Genomic DNA, 23,445 nt, shown 5'->3' with positions numbered 1-23,445 from the left:
AACAAGATGCTGAATAAATATCTGAAAAATATGCAGTTTATGAATATTTTAGCGACCCCACTCAACGTGTTCACACTGCCAACCAAACTGTTCACAAAGCGATTGCAACTCTTGCACTTCTGCTTTGGTTTGCTCGGTCAGCCATTCAAGGATCTCATTGGCGATTGGAGTATGGTTTTTCTGATAACAAAGGTAGTGCCAATCACTGTGCTGCAGCGCGATGTTTTCAGGACACTTGAGGAACCTTCTTTTGAGTTCAGGTAATACCAATAACAGATCAGTCACCGTCACTCCTTGACCAGACAAGCATGCACTTAACGCTAAATCTAAACTAAAAAAGACCGTATCCCTGCCGCGCTTTTTCCCCTTCAAATTCGCGTTAGCAAGCCACAGTTTCCAATCTTGATGATCGAGCGTCGCGTGGAGGTGAGGCAACTCAAGCACATCTTCAATTTGAATGGTTTGTTCAGACATCAACTCTGCATAAACCGGAGCCATGTATTCTGCTCGTAAAAAGCGAATCCCCGGCAGACCCAAGTAGCGATCTCTATGGCGAGTGTTTAAGATCAGTAGATCGCAGTCTTCGTGCTCCAGTACCGGATCTTCCTCAATCGACGGGATGATAACAATCTCGTGTTCGGGGTATTTCTCATTGAGCAACGCGACGTTAGGCATCAAAACACGCGTCGCATAACTGAGGGCGCTCTTAATCACAATCCGCTTTTTAACTGGCGCTTTCCACTGAGCAATCAATGCATCTAGGTTATGGTAGTTTTGACGCAAAATTTGGTAGAGATCTTTGCCATGTTCAGTCAGTTCAATAGAGCGGTGCTTGCGGATAGCAAGACTGACACCAAGTTCGGTTTCAAGTTGCTTGATCTGGCGACTCACGGCGCTTTGCGTCACATTGAGTTCATCTGCCGCGGCGGTAAAACTCATCAAACGCGCGACAGCTTCAAACACTTTGAAGGCATTGTGAGAGTATGGAAGATTGGAGTAAGGTCGCATCGTCTTTCCCATGAGTTTAAGTTATGCCAGATTGGCATAAATGTCATTTGAACGCCAGCAAGATTATTCGTACCTTTGTGTGATACTGATCACGAGGCGCCCAATGAAAAAAATTCTCTCACTTGCTATCCCACTCATTATTTCGCAAATGATCTCCATGGCATTGGTGTTAACTGATGTTTGGATGATGTCGCGCTTGAGTGTTTCTGCGATCGCAGCAGGTGGTTTAGGGGCGTCGGTCTACTCTTTTGTGTTTATCATTGCAGGCAGCACCGTTGGCTGCGTAGCGAATTTAATTGCCATCGCTTATGGGCAGCGAATCGCTCGCCCTGAGTATGGCAATCAACAAATTCGTTTAGCCGTGAAAGGCGCGGTCCTTCTGTCTTTGGTGCTTTCTGTTGTACTCACAATTAGCTTTGCATTTGTTCCTCAACTGCTTGCATTGGCAAACCAACCCACAGAGCTCGCACAGCCGGCGATGGCGTATGTCGACACCTTAAAATGGGCGATGTTGCCTTCCCTACTGTTGCTCGTATTGCGTGGTTTAACCAGCGCCTTTGGCAACGTGCGCTCAATTATGGTGATGTCACTGCTTACCGTATTGCTCAATGTGCCAATCAGTTATGTACTCGCCTTCTCGTTGGGTTTTGGGTTAGCTGGATTAGGCGCGGGAACGGCACTTGCAGCGACAATCGTCATGGTTGGCTATGGCATCTGGGTATTTAAGCGCCCTGAGTACATGGCATTTGCCCCATGGTTGAATCGAGATGAGTATTCTTGGTCATTGCTAAAACCGTTGCTCGCCATGGGATTGCCCATTGCCCTTGCTGCGCTGCTTGAGCATGGTCTGATTTATGGCGGAACGTTAATGGCAGGGACAATCAGTATCGCTGCGTTAGCTTTACACCAAATTTTGCTGCAATGTTTGAGTTTCACTTGGAACATCAACTTTGGTTTCTCGCAAGCCGCAGCCATTCTTGTTGGGCAAGACTTCGGCGCCGAAAACTACGACGGTATCAAACGTACCGCCCTGCGCAGTTTTGGCATTACCACCGCGTTAAGTGTGGTGTTAGCGGGCGGATTTATGCTGTGGCCCGAGTTTATAGCTAGCCTGTTCAATCTTGATGCTGAGCTCAGTACTCTTTTAACCATGGTGTTATGGGTGGTAGCACTGTCGTTTGTGGTAGACGCTTGGCAACTGTTAGCAATCAACCTATTACGCGGAATGAAGATCGTGATGGGACCGACCATTATGACCGCCATTGGCTACTGGGCATTTGGCTTACCGGCTGCGTGGATTTTGATGCCGCAATTTGAATTAGCAGGCATTTGGGGTGGTATTGGCATTGGTTTGGGCGTAACTGGGGTACTGTTACTGGCGCAGTTACTGTTTGCCATAAAGAAAACCCGTCGTCATCAACCCCTTGCTGTCGCGGCTGGCTAGCCGTTACTATGTCGCCGAAATTAAGGCGAGGCGGTGCATGACTGATTTAGAACTGGAATTTGAACACATCTACTTGGAAGTTCGCAGCCAAAGATGGCAGCACATCGAACGATTCTTGTTGAGTTACTTCTGCTATCGGGAGGGGTTTGTCTCAAGCAAAGGCAAACCCGATTGGGAACTTGCTCGCGCCTCTTGCCCGCGTTCTTCTAACGTTCACTCGTTAAAGCACTCCACACTTGAACCAGTCGTACCGCTTGATGTGGTCATTGGCGAGATCAAACGTTACTGGCGCGATGGCGAGCTGACACCAAGTAGCCTCAGACGAATTTTGGATAGTTTGCTGCGCTTCATCACCATCGACAAACAAGAAAAATCCGCCCTCAAAAACGCAGGACTAGAAAAGGCAATGCCCGCTTGCTGGTATCAATCGGAGCAAAGAGACCCGATGGTACGCTTTACTCACGTTAACATTCATTTGTTAGCTGATACCTGACGACGATAATGAATTTTGGCAGGAATACTGACCTGTTCTGGCGCTTTGCTTGGGTGCTCTAACACGGATTGTCCGGCATTGAAGAGGGCTTGAGCAATGGATTCGCAATCTTGCTCTACCGAATCAATTTTCAGCGGTAAGCAATCAAGAATGTCATAGTTGTCAAACGTTGCGATCTGAATATCGTCCGACAGCATGTCGTGCTCTGTCAGATAGCGCAATACCCCTTCAAGTAAGGAGTAAGAGGCGGTAAACAACGCTTTAGGTGCACAGCCACGAATAGAAACTGCATTCGCCATCAAGTCGTAACCTGATGAGGGCTGATAATCTTTGTTGAGGACGTGTTCTTGTCTAAAGTCGATACCCGCTTGCAGCAAAGCCGCTTGGTAACCGATAAATCTATCTCGGCTGGGCGACAAATCCATTTGCCCACCGATGTACCAGCACTCGTCTAATCCCTCAACCAGTTTGCTCACCACCTCTTGAGTTGCACTCGCAGCGTCCGTTTTAATGGTTGTAAACGCACTATCCTCAAACACTCGGTCAAACAAGATGATCGGGGTTGTTTGCTTAACTTGTTGTAAGTACTGCTCATTGGTGAAAGAGGTCGCGACAAACAGCACATCGACTTGTCTATCCACCAAACTTTGGATGACTTGCTTTTCCATCTCAGGGTTGTCATCGGACGACGCAATCAACAGCTGATAACCGTGATTTCGGCATAAAACCTCAAGCCGCTTGGCAATAGAGGCAAAGCCCATGTTGGCAAGATCCGGAATCACTAAACCTGCGGTATATGTCTGTTTAGACTTTAACGCTCGCGCATAAATACTAGGGGAATAATTGTGGGCTGCGGCAATTGCCTCAACTTTCTTAACCGTCTCTTCGTTGATTCGGTGTTTTTTCGCGTGCCCGTTGAGCACAAAGCTTACCGTCGATTTTGAGACACCCGCTAACTGAGCAATATCAGCCAGTTTTAATTTTTTAGTGGTCATTTTTTCCCTGAGCATTTGACACTTTGCCTGTCTATTCTACTGTCATTGAGAAAGATTTCTAATGCTTTCCGAGTGGAATGACGATCGCTTTGCATAGCCGCTCAAAAGATCGTTTTAGATCACAAATTACACTCGCTCTTGGCTGTTTTGGCGGATTCGAATAGCAAGCTAAACCGTTTTAGCCATATAATTAGTACATCAACTATGAACGACTGAGGTAACAATCATGAACAGAGTTTGGGTAACGGGAGACGCGGTTGTCGACTTGATTCCAGATACACCATTTACCTACCTAAAGTGTCCAGGTGGCGCGCCTGCTAATGTCGCGGTCGCAATCGCTCGATTAGGGGGCAACAGCGCTTTCTTTGGTCGCGTTGGTCAAGACCCACTCGGTCGTTTTATGAAACAAACACTCTCAGATGAGCATGTCGATACAGAGTTTATGCGGCTTGATGAAGCTCAGCGTACTTCCACCGTGATCGTTGATCTTGATGATTCTGGCGAACGTAGCTTTACCTTTATGGTGAAGCCGAGCGCTGATCAGTTTCTCGAACTTGGCGATATCCCAACTTTTCACGCGGGTGAGTGGCTGCACGTGTGCTCTATTGCCCTCGCGAACGAACCAAGCCGCAGCACCACTTTAGAAGCCATGCGTCAAATTAAGGCGGCAGGTGGTTTTGTCAGTTTTGATCCCAATTTGCGTGAAGAAGTTTGGGCAAATCCAGAGGAGCTAAAACCAGTGGTTAACCAAGCGATTGAGTTAGCCGATGTGGTGAAGTTTTCTGATGATGAGTTGATGTTGCTGACAGATTCAGATTCGTTAGAGACCGGATTACAGGCCATTGAGAAATACAACAACACGCTGGTACTGATCACTCAAGGCGCCAAAGGCGCACTGGTTGTGTTTAACCAGCAACAACGCTTGCTATCTGGTCAAGCGGTCAAACCGGTGGATACCACAGGTGCAGGGGACGCGTTCGTTGGCGGATTGCTTGCCAAACTGTCACAACATAATGACTGGGTCAATACGGACACAATCGAAGCCGCAGTGCAATGGGCAAACGGTTGTGGCGCACTGGCCACCACTCAAAAAGGCGCGATGACGGCTTTGCCTAGCGAGCAAGCACTGCTCGATTACATTCAATAGTTCATTCCATAAACCCAAGCAGCAAAAAGCCCCAACGTTTAGAGTTGGGGCTTTTGAGTTATTGATGACTTATTCTGCAAATGGCGCTCGACTTGGATTTAGGCGCTTCACTCGTGCCAAGCTCGGCGTACCCGTGAGTGAGATTCCCGTGGCGTGCGGCTCGGTAAACACTCGAGATGTCATTACCGCGTCGCCATCATTGATGAAAACTTCAACCGAGGAACTATCGGCTAAAATGCGCAAGCGAATCTTGTCACCAGTTAGCGGCAATTCGCGTATCGTATCCTGAGCGCGATTAAGAGTTTGAGAGCGATCCATCACTAAGGCTCGGCGCGATTGATCAGCGATCAGCATCAACTTACTTCCCTCACCCTCAAATAGGTTTAGCTGGCTGCCCCACTCTAACTCAATGCTCAAATCGAAACTTTTGGTCTCGAGATTGTAGCCTTGATCACTGAGCATTATCGATTGCTCCGGCTGAGCCAAGGCATCTAGCTCAGCGATGGGCCACTGCACCAATCGACCATCTTTGACCGACAACTCTCTCATCAACGTTAATTGATGAAGCCAGCCATTTTCGACCGAAGGTTGGTCAATTTCATCAGGTAACCCCATCCAGCCGCACATCACACGTCGCCCATCAGGTGTCAGCATGGTTTGCGGTGCGTAAAAATCAAAACCATAGTCTAGGTGCTCAAAGTCCGACAGCTCAATGCCCTTGTCTGAATTGAACCTTGCCCGAGCGATGCCATTGTGATGCGGAATGGTGTTGTGCTCTGAAAACGACTCAATGCCTTGCGGGCCAATGACCGCGAACGTTTCGTCCCCAATGCTGAATAAATCAGGACACTCCCACATGTAGCCAAAATCCCCGAACTCTTGGCCATGTAAACCGTCAAACTGCCAAGTGTGCAAATCCTCGGATCGGTATATGGCGAGTCGCCCTTTGAGATCCGACGTTTGAGCACCAAGCAACATCAACCAAGAATCATTGTGGCGCACAATTTTAGGGTCACGAATATGGGGAGTCACCCCTTCAGGCAATTGACCGATAATAGGGCCATGCTTGGTGAAGTGAATACCATCTTGTGAAGTGGCTAAACACTGGGTGGTATGGCGGTCACGCTGTTCACCAATCCGTGTATTGCCAGTGTAAAACAACATAAGTTGATTCTGATGGCTTAAGGCATGACCGGAGAAAACACCGTGTGCGTCAAACCAATCCGAGGGCGTAAGCGCTACAGGTTGCCACTGCCAATTGACCAAATCAGGACTGGTTAGATGCGCCCAGTATTTGTCTTTATGCACGCACGCATGTGGGTACCACTGATAAAACAGGTGGTACTCGCCATTGTGGAAAATGAAGCCATTTGGATCGTTGAGCAAGCCTTGTGGCGGTGAAATGTGCCAACTTGGTCGATGGGGGCATTGGGCTGGCTTGGTAGCGTTCACTAGTGCTGACTGCTGTTGCTCTGAAATCATTCGACCTATTTTAAGCAGCGCTTCTTCATCAAAACAGCGAGTGCGCTTAAAGGCGACTTGATGCTCTCCAAGTACCTCTCTAATTGCAACGATTAAGGCGCTATCAGCCACTTTGCTGACATCCTCTACCGCAATTATTAGCTCGTCATCGGGGGCCAAAACCCGAGTTATATTGTTTTTTCCACCACAGAGTGAGAGATAGTGCTCAACGGACATTGGACCTTACCTAAAAAATTGGGAACGTTTGCAAAATACATCATCAATCTGGAAACTACAAGCTACTCACAGCTGTTCATACTGGAACGCCGTGATCTCACGCACAAAAAAAACCTGACGAATCAGGCTTGGTAAAAGAAACAATTAAATCGCTTTTAGCAGGTTTCTCGCTCTACATTTTGGAAAGTCAAAACCAGTTTGCTCATGACTTGAGGCTTGCCTTCAATCAGCTCTAGCAGCATCTTTGCACCATTTTCTCCTGCTTTATCAAAAGCATAGTTAAACGTCGATAACGTAGGAGAACTAATACAACCGAGCTCATCATTACCCACGCCCAATACTTTAACCTGCTTACCTACTTCTATTCCCGCCTCTTGCAATGCCTTAATCGCCCCTACGGCAATTCGGTCGGTCGCGCAGAAGATGCCATCAACATTTGGGTAGTCTTGCAGAATCTGTTTTGTGTTGGCGTAGCCTGAATCTATGGTGAACTCTCCGTGACAGTGGAAAAGTAGCTTCTTTCCTTCAGACATTGCCAAGGCTTGCACCAAACCATCAGAGCGCAGTTTATCTACCGCCAAGTCGGAATCCGCCACACCCAAAAATCCAATCTGCTCACACCCTGCTGCAATGAGTCGGTTCCCAGCTTCGAACCCGACCCTCAAATCATCATGCACAACGCTCGGAATGTTGAACAGCGAACCATCTTGACCCACCAGCACTACAGGCGCTTGTGATTGAGAGATCGCTTTGACCAAGTCCGAATCAATGTGAGTGGCGTAGAGCACAATTCCCTCGACTCGTTTCTGATTAAATAACTGAATATATTCAATTTCTTTTTCATTTGATTGCTGCGTGCTGGCCAGCAAAACCTGTTTTCCTGCCCACTCAAATATTCGGCTTAAGCCATCCATCCCTTGCGCCGTCGCGTGGGATGAAACACGCGGAACGATAACACCCACTAAGTTTGTTTTTTGCGATTTGAGGTCTTTGGCAACTTGGTTGACCACATAACCAACCTCTTCCACCGCCTTCATCACTTTGGCTTTGGTCGCCTCTTTGACGCCGTATTCGTTATTGATGACTCGAGAAACGGTCGACTTTGAGACACCAGCCAGTTCCGCGACATCGTGTAAACTTGCCATTGCGAGATCTCTAATTAAGTTATTGGGATTGTTTGCAAAAACTACCAGATCTGGAAACAAAATCCACTTTGCACAATCGGTTTAGCAAAATATTTTAGCAGATCCATCTCACATAAAAACCCAATATGTTTTGACTGAATTGAATAGATCACCAAAAATCGACTTTGCAAACGTTCCCGAAAAGAGTTTAACCACCTTTTCCAAAGATTCATTAAATAGCAAAAACAACAACTGGGGTTTGGAATGAACTATCCGATTATTGCAAAAGAGCTGCTGGAGCTTCTTGGAGGCAAAGACAACCTTCAAGCGCTCGCCCACTGTGCGACACGCCTACGTTTAGCACTGAAAGATGATTCAATTATTGATGAAGACGCTATCTCGAACCTAGAAGGTGTCAAAGGCCAATTTAAAGTTGCTGGGCAGTACCAGATCATTTTTGGATCTGGCATCGTTAACCAAGTCCATGCGGAAATGGCGAAGCTGACTGGCATGAGTGATATGTCGACTAACGACGTCGCAAGTGCGGGTGCAGAAAAGCAAAACATTGTACAGCGCGCGGTGAAAGGTCTTTCAGATATTTTCGTCCCGATCATCCCTGCCATTGTTGCTGGTGGTCTGTTAATGGGTATTTTCAACCTGCTGACCGCTCAGGGATTGTTTATTGAAGGTCAGTCACTGATCGAAGCGAACCCAGGCCTTGCGGATCTCGCAAGCATGATCAATACCTTCGCCAATGCACCATTTGTCTATTTGCCTGTTCTTCTTGCATTCTCTGCCAGCAAAAAATTTGGCGGTAATCCATTTTTAGGTGCGGCACTTGGTATGTTGATGGTTCACCCGGACCTGTTAAATGGCTGGGGATTTGGTGGCGCTAGCGTTGCAGGCACCATCCCAACTTGGAACATCTTTGGTTTCGAGATCCAGAAAGTCGGTTACCAAGGCTCTGTATTACCGGTATTAGTCTCTGCCTTCATTCTTGCGAAAGTGGAAAACGGTTTACGCAAGTTCATCCCGTCGGTACTGGATAATCTGCTCACTCCGATGCTGGCGATTTTCATCACGGGTTTCCTAACCTTCACACTGGTTGGTCCTATCACTCGTGACATCGGTTTCCTACTCGGTGATGGTTTGAACTGGTTGTACGACTCAGCTGGCTTCATCGGTGGTGCGCTATTTGGCTTCATTTATGCGCCTTTTGTTATCACAGGTATGCACCACAGTTTTATCGCCATTGAGACTCAGTTACTTGCCGATATTGCGGTCACGGGCGGGACGTTTATTTTCCCAATCGCGGCAATGTCTAACGTTGCGCAAGGCGCAGCAGCATTAGCGGTAGGCTTTAAGACCAAAGACATCAAACTGAAAGGGATTGCGATGCCATCAGGTGTTACAGCACTACTTGGTATCACTGAACCAGCGATGTTTGGTGTTAACTTGAAGCTTCGCTACCCATTCATTGCTGCGGTTATTGGCGCAGCGACAGCAAGTGCGTTTATCACACTATTTAATGTCAAAGCGCAAGCATTAGGTGCAGCAGGCTTGCCGGGTATCATCTCAATCGTACCAAGCCAAATCGGATATTACGTTGCTGGTATGGCAATATCGTTTGCTGTCGCTTTCGGTCTCACTCTAGTATTGGGTGCCCGTGAAAGCGTAAAAGCAGGAAAAGCGGCAACCGCTTAATCCTTGCTGGACTAGGAAGGTCCCCGTAGTCAAAACATGTTTTTGACGCCAGCCCCACCCATGGTGGGGCATTCTTGCTATTTGAATGATCAATAAATAAAAACGGGATTGCGCTAGGCAATCCCGTTTTTTGTTTCTGTTTGGGAGAAATACTTCCCCCTAAACGTGGTTGCTATTCTTCAGGGAATACTTGCTCAATCATGTAAACATGACTCCATAGATCCCCTTCATCGTCCTCACCGATACCAGGCCAGCCCGTTTCGTTCGCTTTGGAGAGAGCTTTCACTGAAAGCAGTTTTCCATCCGTTCCGACAATGGCGAGGTAATCAATCGCCGTTAACTCTCCAGCGGTTATCGTAACTACCAAGAGTTTGTTTTCAGAATCGACAGTCCACGTAAAGTTGTAGTCAACCGATGGCTCTTCACCTAAATCGGTGTAGAAGCCACTGCCATCACTATTGAACGTATACTTCTCATCTGCATCCATTCCTGTCTGGGAAATGACAATCTGGCGATCCTCTCTATCGAAGAACTCGTTGCTGAACCACACTTCTTCCGCAAGGTCAGACTTACACTCATCAATAGCCTCTAGATACTCTTCAAATGTCGCGGTGGTGAGAGGAACATCATTAACCTCATCCCACTCAGTGTTACCTGTTTGACATTCTTGAACATTCTCCATTGAACTATCAATGTATTCATCCGCCCAATATGCGCCTTCCTCTGGCTCGAATACCACCATTTGGTAACTGTCTTCACCACGTTGAGCAATCACATATTGTTCATAGACCATGCTGGTATCATTAGGGTCAGTGACTTGGATTTTCTGACCATCGACAACCGTCCAAGCGAAATCTCCAGTGTACACACCATTACGGTATGAAGACCCTGAGCCATCACCATTGTACATGTTGGCCCTCATTTCACCGCGACTATTGGTTCGTAGTATCGTTTTACCCGAAACATCGTCATTGGAAGCCATGAGTGTGCTACCAGTACAAGTTTGATACGCCGTGATTGCATTATCGAAATCTTGCTCGGTGGCACTCGACTCCATTTCCCCAAATGGACACACGGCTTTGTCAACAAGTTCGTAGGTTTCGGACCAAATCTCACTGACAGATACGCCTGCATCATCAGTGTAGGTTTCAAAGTGTTTTACCGACCAAACCTTGTCAACTTCACTTTCTTCAGCAATAGCAAATTTGGTGATTGATGCAGAGACAGAATCGCTGCTTGGCCCAGTTTCTTTACCAACAAGTGCCCACTTCCATACGCTGCCATCATCGTACGTTACGACTAAGTATCCCGTAGTTTCTTCAATTGCCCATTGAGCATCGAACGAGTAGACACCATCTTTACCAACATGAACAGTGCCACCCTCAACAAAGGTGTACTGGCGAGAGCTGTCATCGCCTCTGAATCGTTCAAACGTATTCCCAACGACCATCTCTGATGTGATCTTACTTTCCAGACCACCACATCCTGCAATCGCAAGCAAGAAGTCAGATTCAGTCGCGCCGGACTCAGCATTATTGGCGTAACATTCGCCCAATGGCAGATCGAGAACGCTAACGATGTCTTCTTTCGCGACTTCACTGACAAAGAGAACCTCATCGTCTTCGAGAGCTTCACCCGCCTTCTCTACACGACCTTGACGAACAACACCATCGTACTCAGAGAAGATGAATGTAGTGTTATCTTCATCCCAAATACTGCCCCATGCGGTAATGGCTGTATCAGGTACAGTGAATTCAATCAATTCCACCCCAACCACTGGGCTGCCTGACCATGTGCCGGTCGCAACTTGCGTCGCGCTCATCTCTGGGTCTTCAGCCATCCAATTCATCAGGTAGTAGTTTGCGACATTGGTATCCAACAACTCCACAGCGGCGGCCATGTCACCATTACCTGACAAGTAAACACCGATAAAGTCGCCAGTGTTGGCTGGAGTCCCGACCGAAGTGCTCGTGATCAACTCATCAAGATCAGTTACTTTGCCATCGGTCGCGCCACCATCACCTTGGAACACATACGCTTCGCTCTCTTCCCACAGTTGATAGATATCATCTTCAGGTGTCAGCGTGGCTTCGACTTCTTTGGCATCTTTGCTAAACAGCTTAGTGGTGTCGGTAAATTCGTCCCAAATCTCATCCTCATTCGCATAGTCTGAAACATTGCTGCCTTCAAGATCAGTCAGAAGTGCCGATACGGTATAGCTAACGGTTGATTTAAAGTTGGTCGCATACGCATAAATATCGTCGCCTTCAGAGAAATCGATGGTGTAAAGGCCATCCAACTGCTGCCAACCTGTTGCTGTCAGTACGATGCTGCTGTCTTCATCTAGATCGAAACTAAACTCACCAAAGCTGTTTAACGTCGCGATGCCTGTTAGGTTTGCCATACCATTAGCAACATCGAGCGTTTCAATGTCGATGTATCCATCTTCAATGTCGCCGTCAAAAATAAACGCGTGGTCAAGGGTTGAGAAGAAGCTTGCCGCGATTGCGTTGTTGCTCTCTTTGGAATCTCCGTCTAACGGTTTGGTATCAAACTCATCAAGGACACCGTCACCATCATCGTCATCATCTGCGTTATTACCGATGCCGTCACTATCCGTGTCGACGGATTCACTCGCATCGCCCGGGAACGCATCTTGTAGACCGTCGACGCCATCGCCATCTGCGTCACCCGCTTTGGTGTTGTCATCCGGGAACTCGTCATCTAAGTCATCAACGCCGTCACCATCGCTGTCCCCTGCTCTGGTAGGATCCCCAGGGTATTCGTCTTGCGCACTATCAACGCCATCTCCGTCTGAATCGCCGACACGTTCTGGATCATCTGGGAATTCATCGTAAAGATCATCGGTGCCGTCACCGTCTGAGTCGCCCGCCCGCGTTTTATCATTCGGGTAGTCATCATCGATATCATTGATGCCGTCGTTATCGTCGTCTAAATCGGCATTGTCACCAATTTTATCTTTATCAAAATCGGCGGTTTCACTAGCGTTAGTTGGGAAGGCATCGACATCGTTGTTTACGCCATCTCCATCTTTATCCAAATCAGAGTTGTCACCTGTGCCATCTCCGTCAAGATCGTACTGTTCGTTTGGATCATCATCGAATGCATCAAGTAAATCGGGAACACCATCACCATCCGTATCTGTGTCTAAGTCGATAGTATCGTAATCTTCTGGGTCGGTATCGTTAACCGTTTTGATGGAGGAAGAAACGGTGTTGGCTGATTCAAGTAGTGTGTCATCGGTACCTTCTGCCGCATCACCCAAATCTTCTTCATCATCGGGGAGCACATTTTGTTCCACTAGCGTTTCTGCGGCGAAGGCAGCGTCATCAAGGTCTTCTTCGATAAAGTCGCCAAGTACATCATCAGGATCAATACCCAAATCTGCCGCAATTTTATCGACAGCATCTTGTTTCGCTTGCTCAATCTCTTCTTCAGTCGCATCGTCGTCTGTCGTCTGCTCTAGAGTGACATGAACAAGTGTAGAAAGAGGAGTGACATTGGTTTCGCCTGCAGGAGCAGACATCACATAACCCGTTGAAACTGGGCCGTTATCTTCATCAATAGTTTGGCCAGGAATCGCTTTGACGACCACTGAGTATTGCCCCGGATTGGAAACGTTCGACACGTCTAAGTTGGCAACGCCGCCATCGCCAGACGTCGCTGAAGGTTCGTTATCGTCCAATACGAAGTCACCGTCAATATCAAGCCATACCAAGGCCCCTTTTAGGTAACCATCGATCGCTTTCACGCTGTATGTACTACTTCCGGAGGAGTCTGAGGAGGATGAGCTACCGCCACCACAGCCCGATAAAACAACAGCACTAGCCAAGCCAAGAGCTAAGGAAATTTTGTTTAGTTTCATACCTATATCCATTAGTTAACTAACCAACACATATAAGCTAGTGTGAAATGACCATATCCGCCAATTTGCGAGCCATGCCAAACTATTAAGTTAGAATAGTTGTTGATGTACCAAATTCATCAATATTTCAAAAAGATAGAATAGTAGTTCGATAAAGAGCATCAAACCCAAATCATTCATTAAATGAATAATTAACCTTGCTAATTAAGTAGTTACTTAACTTTCAAATTTTTTTTTAACACTCCGCGAATTTTGTGAATTAATGCAGTAGTTGCACTAGCCAGAATCCGTTTCGGTGACTTCCTACTCCCATTTTTGTCAAAAACAGTACCACCTTAAAGTGAGACTCCATTGATATGCCCTGCTACTGAAGAGCAGTAACAGGGTTTTGGTATGACTTTAGTTGTAGTTAGTCGCGAAGAGACGCGCCGACCTTCTCAGATACGTGAGCGGCGATAGCGTCAACCACACCTGCGATATCTGCATCTTAATGCTCGCAGGCTGACTCTACGACCAATGTCTAACTCACTGAGACTATTTGTTTTTTTGAGTTTGGTTTAAGGTACTAGCGACTTGAATGATTACGTCAGTTATAGGGTAATTTTTTCTTTGTCTTTATCCGTGAACCTCAAGCTTTTACAACAATACCAATGATATTCAAGCTTGTTTCCGACCCTATTCTTAGTCAGTCACCTTCATTTTTTAACAATAACTCAAGTGACACCGAATACTGACTAATCCGCTACCTCTTAATACCGAGAGTAAATTACGTTTGTTGGAACAACACACCTCAGAGTGTGAACGAAAGGAATCAAAATGAGCAGCACTTTAGAGTCCGTAAACATAAGAACAGATAAGCCTCAAGCCAATGAGGATGAACTCAGTTATGAGCAACAACACAAACCAAGCTCTGAATTTGAGTCCCGAGAACAGTATCTAGAGCACGAATTGCAAATCATGTCGCCTAAACGCTGGCGCCCAAACTTGCCGTTTAAAGATTATCGATTTGAGATTGAAGACACCATCCCAGCAATGGCGGCGACCATTGGTAAAGTGGTTATGGTCGGAGCTATTGCAGCAACCTTTGCCGGAGCTCTAGGGCTAAATGAAGGCTTTATTCTAGAAAATGTTCGTTATGAATTACTGATCGCTTCCGTTTTCATTATTCTCTTCTCCGGTTTCTTATTACCGACAGCAAACCTCGCAGGTACACACGGGCCACTTATCCCGTTAATTCCTATTGTTGTTGCCGCTGGAGGTCATCCAATGGCCTTTGGCTTGCTGATAGGCGCTTTTGGCTTACTGTTGGCCATCAGTAAAGGTGGCAGCATGTTGGCAAATCTCACCAGCAAAGGCGTGTGTGGCGGCTTATTGCTCTACCTAGGTTTTGTTGGGACCGTTTCTCAAGTTAAAAAGCTATTTGCTTGGGCAGAAGGAATTGGTATGAGTCACATCGCTTTCGTCGTGATCTTTTGTACCATTGTTTTGTATGCGCTGTTAGAGCATTTCCGTAAGCGTTGGCTAGCCGTACCTCTGAGTTGCTTGCTGGGTGGCACGTTAGCTTTTGCTATGGGCGCACCGTTTTCTTTCCAAACCGAGCCTGGTTTGCCTCATCTGAACCCTATGTATTGGTGGGGAGAAGATACCGGTTGGATGTTAGGCTTACCGACAATTGAACACTTCATGGTGGTATTGCCGTTCGCTATTTTAGCCGTAGCGATGTGGTCACCAGATTTTTTAGGGCATCAAGTGTTTCAAAAAATCAGCTACCCAGAACGTACCGAAAAAGTACACATGAACATCGACGATACCATGACCACAGCATCTATTCGTCAGACATTTGGTTCTTTGCTCGGTGGTACTAACTTTACCTCTTCGTGGGGGACTTATATCGTGCCAGCGGCTATAGCTAAACGCCCTATTCCTGCGGGTGCTTTGCTGACAGCTCTTTTCTGTATCATCGCCGCTATTTGGGGCTACCCGATGGATTTAGCTATCTGGCAACCGGTACTTTGTGTAGCACTAATCGTTGGCGTTTTCGTCCCATTGCTAGAAGCTGGCATGGAAATGACGCGCGAAGGGAAAACCACTCAATCTGCCGCGATTGTTGTATTTTCATCAGCGCTAGTAAACCCTGCATTTGGTTGGTCACTCACCATGCTGTTAGACAACTTAGGCTTAATCGGTTGTAAAGAGCGTAGCGGTGAACTGAGCAAAATGAGCCGCTGGGTGTTGCCTGGTATTATGTTTGTAGTGCTAACCAGTGTGATGGCGTTGGTTGGGCTTCTACCAGGGATTCCAGCGATTATCTCAAGCTTTCGCTAACCGTTAGACGCGAGTGGAAGCCAATGGGTATTTAACCTCTCGACTATATCTGTAAAAACTAAGGCCTCGCAATTGCGAGGCCTTTGGTTTCTGAGGAGATGACCAGCTAACTCATTTTTGCCCCGAAATGAGTTACACTTCGAAGTTCGTACAAGGATGGTCAGATAACTTTGACATAAAAAAGTAACGCTCGGCAAAGGCTTGACCCTGTTATTTTCCTACTTTGGAATTTCAAATATTAACAATATCTCCCCGTCACTCATGGTGATGGCTATCTTTTGAAAGAGAATATTTCTATGCGTTGGATACAAGGCAGAAGTAACGGTATTCATGTTGATACCAACTTTCGACATCATCGAATAGGCTGGATACTCGTTTAAATAGAAAAAGTACGAGCGAAGTCGAATGGAATGTATCATTTTTTACGTTCCAATCTTATTACTAGATTAGGTCTTATGATTTTAATCTAGAACAGGATTTACTTTTATTTAATTAATTAAAAATTATTAGAAACTCTTAACTTGGTAATCATAGGTTACAAATTAATGCATAATGCAGATACTAAAATCGTCACCTAAAATACTTTAAGTTCCTAGAATACTTTGCGAAAGATGTTTGCTTTATCGACGTAGCTAAATAAAATGGAGATACACTAACAGGATACTGAGCGATCTCCATACATAAGCCACATTTATAATGGATGGCTTTAGTTATTTTTCCCACCACTCATTTTGGATCTGAGCAAGAGTATAACTTTTTCGATGTTGCATTCTTAAGTAGTAACTTGATATTTCTGGAAACTGATCCTTATCTAACCACTTGCTATAACCTAACAAGTCAAGTCTTGATAGCACTACAGTCCAAATTACGTCAGCTAGTGTATAAACATTGCCTAAAAGAAAGTGATTACCTTCAAGTTGCTTTTCAGCAAATGAAATAGATTCCAATGCATATTGTTCAACCTTTTCTATATGCTTGCTATTAACCCTAAATACTTTGCTATTTTCTGAGCGCTTTGCACAAACAATATAGTTATCTTTAAGCTCAGGATATTGATCGGCCATTAAGAGTGCCTTGGTGATACGGGCATCCAATATCTTTTCAGATTTTTCCATTGATGGATGACGCGCATAACTAAGGATCTGAAGATCAATATCATCAGCTAAATTAATTAACTTATCCATTAATCGACAATCACTCTCACCTGATGGTATCAAGTTGTTACCTTCTGATAAAGAAGCGATGGATCGAATAATATGAGCAGAATCAGTCAATACTTTTGTTGTGCCATTTCGAATCTCTACAGTAGGAATTACTCCTTGTGGATTTAGTTTCAAATACCATGGGTCTAACTGTTCTTGTTTTCGCATAATATCAATAATATGGCCAGACCAAGCAAGCCCCTTTTCTTCAAGTGCGAGTCTTACTTTCATCGAACAAACGGATAGTGGGTGGTGATAAAGCATTAATGATGTCATAGTGTTAGGAACCTATCCTCTAAGCTTTGAGCAGACGAATTAAATCGCTTTATATTCGCGGTTTAACTGGCAGCATACGTGGTAATACATCAGCCTCAGGCTTATCTAAAAAACGATGTTTAAGTACACCTGAAATATGAGCAAATAATGCAGCCATGAATATATATACTAGTGAAACGTGCGCTTGCTTGGCAATTAATCCCATTTCTGTATTTTTTTTAAATAACAAAGGTAAATCTACCAATCCGAATATACTAACAGGATGACCAAATAAATTCGTCATGATGTAACCGCTAAATGGGATTGCCAACATTAAGAAATATAATAAGAATGTAATTGTTTTTGATAATAACTTCTCCCACCTTGCTAGTACATTTGGCAATTGTGGATAGCTATTAATACTACTCCATATTATTCGGAGAATAACGAGTTGCATAAAGATAACACCAAACGATTTATGCATACCCGTGAGTTGCATTTTACTTGGTTCCGTTTTATCTAAGCCTGTCATGTAGGTGCCTATAGCAATTAGTACTAATATTATAATCGCCATCCCCCAATGAAAAATTTTAGCGACAGATCCATACTTTTTTTCATCTTCATGAATAGTACCCATGGTTAGCCTCTTAATTGATTTTTAGAGAAATTAATGTCCAATATAAGTACTGGCTATAAGAGAAACCTAGTAGCCAGTATGTAGCATTTCCACCTGAAGCATTGGTAAGAAAAACTCTTCACTTTAGCGTTAAATTAATACTGTTTTAACCAAAGCACGCCAGCAGGTGTCAATTGATATGACGCTATTTTCTTTTTAGCTAAAGGTAATTCATCTAATATGTTTTGTGCTTCATTTTCAGTTTTCGCTTTGATAAAGAAAATCACTTTACCAACATCACCTTTACGCACAATCACTTCCGATTTTTTGTTGTCTAGGTAGACATTCTCTATCGTGCCACTAACCCATAGTTCTAGTACTTTATCCATCTGCTCTTTCAGAGTGGTTTTGAATAAGTTGGCATCATTCACTTCAAGCGTCCACGTAACCATATATGTGTTGCGCATGTCAGCATCACTCGCGTGTACTGGTGAAATTGAAGTAAAACTCAATAAAATGAGTGATATAGTAAGTAGTAGTTTTTTCATAATATTCATCCTAGATAAAGTCTCATTGTGTTGTCGTATTTAAAGGTCAAACTCTAATGATAACCACTTACGTAAAAGGTAATCATTACCCACACGTTGTTCATTTTGTGTTATCGAATCGCTTTCAAACTGTTAACTTCAATTTTATTGTATTTATAGGGTGAGATATATATGCTTAAAGTAAACTCATTGTTTACTCACGAGTGCTAATGTGAATATTTTAACTCTTATGGAAACTTTTTCTGTTGTTGTAGATACCGGAAGTTTTACGGCGGCAGCGGAGAAACTCGGGTTCTCTAAATCATTTATCAGCAAACAGATCTCCACCTTGGAAGATGATTTAGGAACTCGCCTACTATATCGTACGACTCGTAAATTGAGCTTGTCTGATGAAGGCGGACAGTTCTATAAGCACTGTAAGATAATTATGGCAGAAGCTGAGAATGCTCGTGCTGAGGTCATGGATAGCCAAGGCGCACCAAAGGGAAAAATACGCCTAACATTACCTCAAAGTCTTCTCATTTCAGGTTTTGGTCAATTATTAATAGAATTTCAACTCCAGTATCCAGAAATTGAGCTTGAGGTAATAGCCAGTGGGCGTACTGAAGACTTAGTGGAAGAAGGTATAGATATTGCGCTAAGAGTAGGACAATTAGAAGACTCCAGTCTAATCTCTCGTCGGTTAGCAGACTGCACGTTTCAAGTCGTCGCTTCTCCCCAATATATAAGGAAATCGGGAGTACCTTACCAACCAGCAGATCTAATGGAACATAATTGCTTAATTTATAGTGACTCCAAGATTAATCGGGGTTGGCCGTTTCTCTCTCCTAGTGGTGAATCAATTACTGTAAAAGCAAAAGGTAGTTTAACGAGTAATGATGGTGGTTTAATAGTTGAGAGTATTCTTAGTGGGGTAGGCATAGGATTTGGGCCTAGTTTTTTATTCAAAAATGATATTGAAGAGGGCCGCTTGCAATTACTACTTAGCGATTACTACCAACCAGCCACGACAATTTCAGCCTTATATCCACTAAATCGAAATCTATCAAGACGAGTCAGAATGTTGGTTGATTATCTATCTGAGCGACTATCGGTTTAGTAGCATTTATAGAGTTCCACAAAATTGTCTAGTTTAAAACCAAAGGAAGCCTTTTTGGTTAAAGCAGACAGAAGATACAATAATCGGTGCTATGCATACATTTAATCAAGTTTTCCCATATTTTAGCTAATTCGTGTTTTGCTAATTTAAGTAGAAGTTCTAAGTAACTTTTGTCCACTAATGAGCTAACACCGCCCCAAACAAAAAGGCCTCGCGATTGCGAGGCCTTTGGTTTTCTATCTAATCAGAAGTGATTAGTCGCGTAGAGACGCACCAAACTTCTCAGATACGTGAGCTACGATAGCGTCAACCGCACCAGCGATGTCTGCATCTTCAAGCGTACGCTCTACAGATTGTAGTGTTAGCGCGATTGCTAAGCTCTTCTTACCTTCTTCAACACCTTTACCAACGTAAACGTCGAATAGTTTAGCGTCTTTCAGGAACTCGCCACCTTGCTCTAGACACGCTGCAACGATGTCGCCAGAAGCGACTGCTTCGTCAACAACGACCGCGATGTCACGACGGTTTGATGGGAACTTAGAAAGCGCTACTGCTTCAGGAATCACTTTAGTGTTGATTGCAGACCATTCTACTTCAAATACGATAGTACGGCCGTTTAGACCAAACTTACGCTCAAGCTCTGGGTGAACGGTACCAATCACACCAACTTGCTTGCCATCAACGATGATAGCTGCAGATTGGCCTGGGTGAAGCGCTGGGTTCGCTGCTTTGTCTTCTGCAGAAAGCGCTGCGAAAGAGTAAGCCGCTTCATTAGCTGTTAGCTCAAGAACCGCTTCTAGATCGCCTTTCAGGTCAAAGAAATCAACCGTGTTGGTTTCGATGTCCCAGTGCTCTTCGCTGCGAGTACCTGCGATAACACCAGCAAGCATAGGCTCTTGGCGCATACCGTTTTCAGCAGACTCACATGGGATGAAACGTAGGCCGTATTCGAATAGACGAACACGTGGCTGTTGACGCTTCTGGTTGTGAACCACAGTGTTTAGTAGACCTTGGATTAGGCCTAGGCGCATAGCTGACATGTCCGCAGAGATTGGGAATGGCAGGATTAGCGGCTCAACACCTGGAACAACAAGCTTTTGCTGCTCTGGCTCAACGAAGCTGTAAGTGATTGCTTCTTGGTAACCACGGTCAACAAGTAGGTTACGAACGCGTTTTAGCGGAATGTTCGCTTCAACGTGGTCGTGCATCTTAAGTGCTGCCGCTGGGTTTTGGTTAGGGATGTTATCGTAACCGTAGATACGACCTACTTCTTCAATTAGGTCTTGCTCGATTGCGATATCAAAACGCCATGTTGGTGCAGTTGCTTTCCAACCTGCGTCTGTTGTTTCAACAGTTAGGCCAAGACGCTCTAGGATTTCAACAACATCGCTATCAGCAATGTGGTGACCTAGTAGGCTGTCTAGCTTAGTGCGACGTAGTGATACTGTGTTTGCTTTTGGTAGGTCAGCTTCTGACTCTACAGCAACAACAGGTGCTACTTCACCGCCACAGATCTCAACAAGAAGTTCTGTTGCACGCTCCATTGCGCTTGTTTGTAGTGCGAAATCGACACCACGCTCAAAACGCATTGAAGAATCCGTGTGTAGACCGTAGCTACGCGCGCGGCCACGGATGTGGTCTGGTGCGAAGAATGCACACTCAAGAAGAACGTCTTTAGTCTCAGCCGTTACACCAGACTCTTCACCACCAAAGATACCTGCGATAGCCAGTGCTTTGTTGTGGTCTGCTACTACTAGAGTATCAGCGTTTAGCTCAGCTTCGTTGCCATCTAGAAGAGTGAGCTTTTCGCCCTGCTCTGCCATACGAACGACGATGCCGCCTTCAATCATAGCTAGATCGAATGCGTGCATTGGCTGGCCTTGCTCTAGAAGAACAAAGTTAGTGATATCAACAACAGGGTCGATAGAGCGGATACCACAACGGCGCAGCTTCTCTTGCATCCATAGTGGTGTTTCAGCTTGAACGTTTACGTTCTTAACCACACGGCCAAGGTAACGTGGACATGCAGCTGTCGCTTTCACTTCGATAGAAACTGTGTCGTCAATAGCTGGTGCTACTGCGTTTACCGCAGGCTCAGTTACGTCAGCACGGTTTAGTACGCCAACTTCACGAGCTAGACCACGGATGCTGAAACAGTCAGCGCGGTTTGCTGTTAGGTCTACGTCTACTGTTACGTCGTCTAGACCTAGGAATTCACGGAAATCAGTACCGATAACTGCGTCTTCTGCTAGCTCCATGATGCCATCAGATTCAACGTCGATGCCTAGCTCAGAGAATGAACACAGCATGCCGTGTGATGGTTGACCACGTAGTTTTGCTTTTTTGATTTTGAAATCGCCTGGTAGCACAGCACCAACAGTTGCAACCGCAACTTTGATACCTAGGCGGCAGTTGGATGCGCCACAAACGATATCTAGAAGTTCTTCAGCGCCAACATCTACTTTAGTTACACGTAGTTTGTCAGCGTCTGGGTGTTGACCACACTCAACCACTTTACCTACTTTAACGCCAGTGAAAGAACCAGCGACAGGTAGTACGTCGTCTACTTCTAGACCCGCCATTGTGATTTGGTGTGTAAGTTCGTCAGTCGATACCGCAGGGTTTACCCACTCACGAAGCCATGATTCGCTAAATTTCATAGTGATGGTTCCCCTGGATTACTTGAACTGTTTTAGGAAACGAAGGTCGTTCTCGAAGAACGCACGAAGATCGTTTACGCCGTAACGAAGCATAGTTAGACGCTCAACGCCCATACCAAATGCGAAACCAGAGTATTTCTCAGGGTCGATGCCAACGCTGCGAAGTACGTTCGGGTGAACCATGCCACAACCTAGAACTTCAAGCCATTTGCCGTTCTTACCTTTCACGTCTACTTCAGCTGAAGGCTCAGTGAATGGGAAGTAAGAAGGACGGAAACGAACTTCAACTTCTTCTTCAAAGAAGTTACATAGGAAGTCGTGCAGGATACCTTTAAGCTGTGCGAAGTTTACGTTCTCGTCGACTAGCATGCCTTCCACTTGGTGGAACATTGGCGTATGCGTTTGGTCGTAGTCGTTACGGTAAACACGGCCCGGTGCGATGAAGCGAAATGGTGGTTTGCCATTTTCCATCGTACGGATCTGAACGCCAGACGTGTGAGTACGTAGCATTAGATCTGGGTTAAAGAAGAACGTGTCGTGGTCAGTACGCGCTGGGTGGTCTTCTGCGATGTTTAGTGCATCAAAGTTATGGAATGCATCTTCAATCTCAGGACCAGACTCAGTATTAAAGCCTAGCTCACCAAAGAACTGTTCAATACGCTCAACAGTACGAGTCACAGGGTGAAGACCACCGTTCTCGATACGACGACCTGGTAGAGTCACGTCGATTGTTTCTGCGGCTAGCTTCGCTTCTAGCTCTGCACGTTGTAGTGCATCTTTACGAGCTGCGATCGCTTGTTGAACAACGCCTTTCGCTTTGTTGATCTCTTGACCAGCTTCACGGCGCTCTTCTGGTGGTAGTTTACCTAGGCTTTGAAGCTGAGCTGTTAGCTCACCTTTCTTACCTAGATACTGAACACGCACTTCATCAAGTGCAACTAACGAATCTGCTGCTTCAATAGCGGCGTTCGCGTTAGCAATGATCTCTTCTAGATGTTGCATCGTTTCCTCATCTACCTACACCTACATGCAATAGGCATAAGTGGTAGTGTCCATTCTGGGCTACTCGCAAAGTGCGATTACCCGACAGGGATTTTGGGTCTATAAATAGCTCTACATAGTAACGAATGACAAGGTCAAATCCAAATTGAAATCTTGCTATTTACCGCCTTTGGGTAAAAATTCGCCTCAATGCTTGATAAAACAGGCTTTCAGACCAATCTATAAAGCATTGACGGAAT

16 protein-coding genes are annotated in these 23,445 nt (G+C 45.4%); 6 read left to right on the top strand and 10 right to left on the bottom strand.

The genetic code is table 11. The features are described from left to right. Positions 1–48 precede the first annotated feature (48 nt). Positions 49–1,008 (bottom strand): LysR family transcriptional regulator, encoded by a 960-nt coding sequence (locus OH458_RS06920; protein ID WP_269977734.1) that lies wholly within the window; start codon positions 1,006–1,008, stop codon positions 49–51. Between the two features lie 103 nt (positions 1,009–1,111). On the opposite strand from OH458_RS06920, the gene OH458_RS06915 reads away from it, so the two are divergent. Next, the gene (locus OH458_RS06915) at positions 1,112–2,452 is read left to right on the top strand and encodes an MATE family efflux transporter (protein ID WP_269977733.1); all 1,341 of its coding nucleotides are present in this window, start codon (positions 1,112–1,114) and stop codon (positions 2,450–2,452) included. Positions 2,453–2,489: 37 nt separating this feature from the next. Then, a complete protein-coding gene (locus OH458_RS06910; protein ID WP_269977732.1) occupies positions 2,490–2,945 on the top strand; it encodes a hypothetical protein in 456 nt (151 codons plus the stop codon). On the opposite strand, the gene OH458_RS06905 is transcribed toward OH458_RS06910, so the two are convergent. Further along, complete coding sequence (locus tag OH458_RS06905; protein WP_269977731.1) at positions 2,924–3,940, bottom strand: LacI family DNA-binding transcriptional regulator; 1,017 nt, start codon at positions 3,938–3,940, stop codon at positions 2,924–2,926. The genes OH458_RS06910 and OH458_RS06905 overlap by 22 nt on opposite strands. Before the next feature lie 226 nt (positions 3,941–4,166). Here OH458_RS06905 and OH458_RS06900 point away from each other — a divergent pair, with 226 nt between their 5' ends. Continuing rightward, on the top strand, positions 4,167–5,087 hold the full coding sequence (locus OH458_RS06900; protein WP_269977730.1) for an aminoimidazole riboside kinase: 921 nt from the start codon (positions 4,167–4,169) through the stop codon (positions 5,085–5,087). 69 nt (positions 5,088–5,156) lie between these two features. Here the strand turns inward: OH458_RS06900 and OH458_RS06895 are convergent, their stop codons facing one another. Then, on the bottom strand, positions 5,157–6,785 hold the full coding sequence (locus tag OH458_RS06895) for a glycoside hydrolase family 32 protein (RefSeq protein WP_269977729.1): 1,629 nt from the start codon (positions 6,783–6,785) through the stop codon (positions 5,157–5,159). A gap of 155 nt (positions 6,786–6,940) precedes the next feature. After that, positions 6,941–7,930, bottom strand: coding sequence for a LacI family DNA-binding transcriptional regulator (locus tag OH458_RS06890; RefSeq protein WP_269977728.1), 990 nt, complete (start codon positions 7,928–7,930; stop codon positions 6,941–6,943). A 243-nt stretch (positions 7,931–8,173) separates the two neighbouring features. Between OH458_RS06890 and OH458_RS06885 the strand changes: the two genes are divergently transcribed. Continuing rightward, positions 8,174–9,613 carry a sucrose-specific PTS transporter subunit IIBC gene (locus OH458_RS06885; protein ID WP_269977727.1) on the top strand — a complete coding sequence of 480 codons (1,440 nt, stop codon included), beginning with the start codon at positions 8,174–8,176 and terminating at the stop codon, positions 9,611–9,613. A 172-nt stretch (positions 9,614–9,785) separates the two neighbouring features. Here the strand turns inward: OH458_RS06885 and OH458_RS06880 are convergent, their stop codons facing one another. Beyond that, on the bottom strand, positions 9,786–13,499 hold the full coding sequence (locus OH458_RS06880; protein ID WP_269977726.1) for a thrombospondin type 3 repeat-containing protein: 3,714 nt from the start codon (positions 13,497–13,499) through the stop codon (positions 9,786–9,788). Between the two features lie 816 nt (positions 13,500–14,315). On the opposite strand from OH458_RS06880, the gene OH458_RS06875 reads away from it, so the two are divergent. Further along, positions 14,316–15,824, top strand: a complete 1,509-nt coding sequence (locus tag OH458_RS06875; protein WP_269977725.1) for a DUF3360 domain-containing protein — start codon at positions 14,316–14,318, stop codon at positions 15,822–15,824. A gap of 710 nt (positions 15,825–16,534) precedes the next feature. Here OH458_RS06875 and OH458_RS06870 read toward each other — a convergent pair. The 3 genes from OH458_RS06870 to OH458_RS06860 form a co-directional block, all read right to left on the bottom strand. Continuing rightward, entirely contained in the window at positions 16,535–17,302 is a 768-nt protein-coding gene (locus tag OH458_RS06870; RefSeq protein WP_269977724.1) for a glutathione S-transferase family protein, read from the bottom strand. A 49-nt stretch (positions 17,303–17,351) separates the two neighbouring features. Continuing rightward, a complete protein-coding gene (locus tag OH458_RS06865; protein ID WP_269977723.1) occupies positions 17,352–17,918 on the bottom strand; it encodes a cytochrome b in 567 nt (188 codons plus the stop codon). A 134-nt stretch (positions 17,919–18,052) separates the two neighbouring features. Next, entirely contained in the window at positions 18,053–18,445 is a 393-nt protein-coding gene (locus OH458_RS06860; protein WP_146443337.1) for a hypothetical protein, read from the bottom strand. 211 nt (positions 18,446–18,656) lie between these two features. Here OH458_RS06860 and OH458_RS06855 point away from each other — a divergent pair, with 211 nt between their 5' ends. Continuing rightward, positions 18,657–19,544 carry a LysR family transcriptional regulator gene (locus OH458_RS06855; protein WP_269977722.1) on the top strand — a complete coding sequence of 296 codons (888 nt, stop codon included), beginning with the start codon at positions 18,657–18,659 and terminating at the stop codon, positions 19,542–19,544. A gap of 254 nt (positions 19,545–19,798) precedes the next feature. On the opposite strand, the gene pheT is transcribed toward OH458_RS06855, so the two are convergent. Both pheT and pheS read right to left on the bottom strand, forming a co-directional pair. Then, positions 19,799–22,204 carry a phenylalanine--tRNA ligase subunit beta gene (gene pheT / locus OH458_RS06850; RefSeq protein WP_269977721.1) on the bottom strand — a complete coding sequence of 802 codons (2,406 nt, stop codon included), beginning with the start codon at positions 22,202–22,204 and terminating at the stop codon, positions 19,799–19,801. Positions 22,205–22,222: 18 nt separating this feature from the next. Next, positions 22,223–23,206, bottom strand: coding sequence for a phenylalanine--tRNA ligase subunit alpha (pheS, locus tag OH458_RS06845; RefSeq protein ID WP_004413586.1), 984 nt, complete (start codon positions 23,204–23,206; stop codon positions 22,223–22,225). Positions 23,207–23,445 lie beyond the last annotated feature (239 nt).

Source organism: Vibrio sp. MarTm2, assembly GCF_027587055.1.
Taxonomy (GTDB): Bacteria; Pseudomonadota; Gammaproteobacteria; order Enterobacterales; family Vibrionaceae; genus Vibrio; species Vibrio sinaloensis_D.
Note: the sequence above shows the minus strand (reverse complement) of the source record. Positions and strands in the feature narration are given on the sequence as shown.